Below are 3,802 nucleotides of genomic sequence, written 5' to 3' on the forward strand. Positions count from 1 at the left end.
CCCCCGCCGAGGGGGGCTCCGGGCCCGGCGCGGGCAAGGATGTGGTCTGATCCGCGACCACTGCATCCGCGCCCGCCGCATCGGTGCCTACCGCACCGGCACCGCCCATCGCCTCCAGCCACTCCTCAGCATCGGCGCAGACCACGGACGCGTTCGGGAAGGGCATGAGGTTGATCGTCGCGGCGGCGGCAACGGTCTCGTCCCGCTCCACAGCGGTGACGTCCAGGTCGAGCGCGGCCAGGGCCATGGAATCGGCGCCGATCCCGCAGCCCAGGTCGGCCACGGACTCCACCCCGGCGGCAGCGAAACGCCCGGCGTGCAGCGCGGCCACATTCATCCGCGTGGCCTGCTCCAAGCCGGCCCGGGTGAAGACCATATGCCCGGCGAACGGCCCGAACTTGGCCGCCGCCTTCGAACGGAACTTCAGCTGGGTCAGCACGGCGGACACGAGCTCTGGTGCATGCCCCTCGCTCCGTAGGCGAGTGGACAGCGCCAAGGCCTCGGACTCCCGGTACCCCTGCAGTGAGTTCAGCAACGACCATCCCTCCGGCGTCAGCACGGGCATCAACACCGTGTCGTCCTGCGTGGAGTCCGCTGCGGAAACGCGTGCCGGACCACCCGGAGCAGTGCCCGGAGCGGAGTGGGTGGAGTGAGAGTCATACGAGGAGGAAGCCACGGATCCACGGTACCGGCAGGCCCTGTTTCGCGGCGCCACTCGTTCCCCTGCGCCCACTCCATGACCCGCGTGCCAGAGACTCCCAGCGTCCCGCCCGGTGGTCCACCCAGCGTCCCGCCCGGCGGTGCACCCAGCGTCCCGCCCGGCGGTGCACCCGTCCCCCCGTCACCGCGAGCCCACCGGTAGGCTGGAACCATGCCTGACCGTCCCGCTCCGCGCCCGCCGCTCGAATCCACGCGCCGCCACCGGGACCACCTGGATCCGGATCAGGGCTGGGACGGCGAGCCCGGCTTCGACTTCTTCGGCCGCTTCGAGGATGAGCAGCCCGAGCCCGGCACCGCCGCAGAGCACGAGGCCGGCGACTCCGATTCGTCGCCCGTCGCCCCGGGTGCCGCTCGGCGGGATGTCGGCCGCACCTCGCGTGCCTCGCAGCAGGCCGCTTCGGCCCCGCTCTGGTGCAAGGTCCTGCTCTACGTCTCCATGGGCATCGGGGTGGTGGCGGCACTTCTGCTCATCATCACGGTGATCGCCCAGGTGTTCGTGGCCGGGTCCTTCACCCTCGGCGGCGGGGACATGTTCTCCGACTCGGAGGCGGCAAACTCCATCCGCAGGGATGTCGTCTGGGTTCCCCTGACCGGGCCCCTCATCGCGCTCGGTGCCGCGTTCGCGGGACTGTGCGTGGCCGCCGTCGGGATCTTCCGGGCCCGCCGGCACGGGTGAACGCGGCGTGTGGCGGGTTCCATGATCAGCCGGCCACGCTCCCGTCGACCGGCGGCGTCACCTTCTGGCACTCACCTTGACCGAGTGCTAAACCCGGCCTAGAGTCATTTCTGGCACTCCGGGGCACCGGGTGCTAAGCCTGAAGGACCTGCCATCCGGCACCCGCGACGACGGTTGGCCAGCCTCCGGCGCACAACACCATCCATAGACGCTGGCTGCCCGCTCACTCGGGTGGCCCACCCAAAAGAAGGAGAGTACAGACGTGTCTGTCTCTATCAAGCCCCTTGAGGATCGTATTGTTGTCCGTCCGCTGGAAGCCGAGCAGACCACCGCTTCCGGCCTGGTGATCCCGGACACCGCCAAGGAGAAGCCGCAGGAGGGCCAGGTCGTGGCCGTCGGCGCCGGCCGCATCGACGACAAGGGCAACCGCATCCCGGTCGACGTGGCCGAGGGCGACGTGGTCCTGTACTCCAAGTACGGCGGCACCGAGGTCAAGGTCGGCGGCGAGGAGTACCTCGTGCTCTCCGCCCGCGACGTGCTGGCCATCGTCACCAAGTGATGCTGCGCCGGACCCGAGTGTCCGGCTGACGCGCCCAGGCCCGGCCAGGCACCTGAGCCGGCCGGGCCTGCGGGCGTCCCGCGCCGCCGTCGTAAGTGGTGGTTCTGAACCAAACCAGCGCACGACGCCGGCCGCGCACCTTGAGCTTTTCCCCGCAGTTTTCATTGAAATTCGCAGATTTCCTTTACGAAAGGAGCTTCGTTCATGGCGAAGCAGCTTGCCTTCAACGATGAGGCCCGCCGCGCACTGCAGGCCGGCATCGACAAGTTGGCCAATACCGTCAAGGTCACGCTCGGCCCCAAGGGCCGCAACGTGGTCCTCGACAAGTCCTGGGGTGCCCCGACCATCACCAACGATGGCGTGACCATTGCCCGTGACATCGAGTTGGATGACCCGTACGAGAACATGGGCGCCCAGCTGGCCAAGGAAGTGGCCACCAAGACCAACGACGTGGCCGGCGACGGCACCACCACCGCCACCGTGCTGGCCCAGGCCCTCGTGAATGAGGGCATGCGCCAGGTGGCCGCCGGTGCCGCCCCGAACGAGATCAAGCGCGGCATCGAGGCAGCCGTGGCCGCCATCGACACGCGTCTGGGCGAGAACGCCGTGGATGTCTCCGGCAACCAGGTGGCCGCCGTGGCCGCCATCTCCGCCCAGTCGGACGAGATCGGCGAGCTGCTGGCCCGTGCCTTCGACACAGTCGGCACGGACGGCGTCATCACCATCGAGGAGTCCTCGACCACCTCCACCGAGCTGGTCATCACCGAGGGCATGCAGTTCGACAAGGGTTACCTGTCCCCGTACATGGTGACCGACGCCGAGCGCCAGGAAGCCGTCCTGGAGAACCCCTACATCCTGCTGAACTCCGGCAAGATCTCCAACGTGCAGGAGTTCCTGCCGCTGCTGGAGAAGGTCCTGCAGGCCAACAAGCCGCTCTTCATCATCGCCGAGGACGTCGAGGGCGAGGCCCTGTCCACGCTGGTCGTCAACAAGATCCGCGGCACCCTGAACGTCGTGGCCGTCAAGGCACCCGGCTTCGGTGACCGCCGCAAGGCCATGATGCAGGACATCGCCACCCTCACCGGTGCGCAGGTCGTCTCCCCGGACCTCGGCATGAAGCTGGACCAGGTTGGCCTCGAGGTGCTCGGCTCCGCCCGTCGCGTGACCGTCACCAAGGACAACACCACCATCGTCGAGGGCGCAGGCTCCGCCGATGAGGTGGCCGGCCGCGTCTCGCAGATCCGTTCCGAGATCGAGAACACCGATTCGGACTGGGACCGCGAGAAGCTGCAGGAGCGCCTGGCCAAGCTGGCCGGCGGTGTGGGCGTCATCAAGGTCGGCGCCGCCACCGAGGTCGAGCTGAAGGAGGCCAAGCACCGCATCGAGGATGCTGTGTCCTCCACGCGTGCGGCTCTCGAGGAGGGCATCGTGGCCGGCGGCGGTACCGCGCTGATCAACGCCCTTGCCGCCCTGGACGAGGACGAGGCCATCAAGGCCCTGTCCGGTGACGCCGTCTCCGGCGTCGGCATCGTCCGCCGGGCCCTGGTCGAGCCGCTGCGCTGGATCGCCCAGAACGCCGGTCAGGACGGCTACGTCGTCACCTCGCGCGTCGCGGAGCTGGAGCCGAACTTCGGCTTCAACGCCAAGACTGGCGAGTATGGGGATCTCCTGGCCGCCGGTGTCATCGACCCGGTCAAGGTCACCCGCTCCGCCCTGCTCAACGCCGCGTCCATCGCCGCGCTGGTGCTGACCACCGAGACCCTGGTGGCGGACAAGGTGGCTGACGAGGACGAGAAGTAACCTCGAGCTACACCTGAGGCACAACACAGAGGCCCCGGCATGCATCC

At 68.6% G+C, this 3,802-nt stretch carries 3 protein-coding genes and 1 pseudogene; 3 read left to right on the forward strand and 1 reads right to left on the reverse strand.

What is annotated here, in order from left to right; translation table 11 throughout:
* A pseudogene (locus RUH65_RS15420) lies at nucleotides 1-565 on the reverse strand (hypothetical protein); the annotation flags it as partial.
* 306 nt (nucleotides 566-871) lie between these two features.
* Between RUH65_RS15420 and RUH65_RS15425 the strand changes: the two are divergent.
* The 3 genes from RUH65_RS15425 (at nucleotide 872) to groL (ending at nucleotide 3,755) form a co-directional block, all read left to right on the forward strand.
* On the forward strand, nucleotides 872-1,396 hold the full coding sequence (locus tag RUH65_RS15425) for a hypothetical protein (RefSeq protein WP_313818523.1): 525 nt from the start codon (nucleotides 872-874) through the stop codon (nucleotides 1,394-1,396).
* Between the two features lie 262 nt (nucleotides 1,397-1,658).
* On the forward strand, nucleotides 1,659-1,955 hold the full coding sequence (groES, locus tag RUH65_RS15430; RefSeq protein ID WP_115931766.1) for a co-chaperone GroES: 297 nt from the start codon (nucleotides 1,659-1,661) through the stop codon (nucleotides 1,953-1,955).
* A gap of 204 nt (nucleotides 1,956-2,159) precedes the next feature.
* Nucleotides 2,160-3,755, forward strand: coding sequence for a chaperonin GroEL (gene groL / locus RUH65_RS15435; RefSeq protein ID WP_313818524.1), 1,596 nt, complete (start codon nucleotides 2,160-2,162; stop codon nucleotides 3,753-3,755).
* The last annotated feature ends 47 nt before the right edge of the window (nucleotides 3,756-3,802 follow it).

The sequence above is a fragment of the Citricoccus sp. genome (genome assembly GCF_032154715.1).
Lineage (GTDB): Bacteria > Actinomycetota > Actinomycetes > Actinomycetales > Micrococcaceae > Citricoccus.

Excerpts from the sequence above, each read along its gene's own strand:
- RUH65_RS15425 (WP_313818523.1), top strand. The coding sequence starts at position 872 with ATGCCTGACCGTCCCGCTCCGCGCCCGCCGCTCGAATCCACGCGCCGC.
- groL (WP_313818524.1), top strand. The coding sequence starts at position 2,160 with ATGGCGAAGCAGCTTGCCTTCAACGATGAGGCCCGCCGCGCACTGCAG.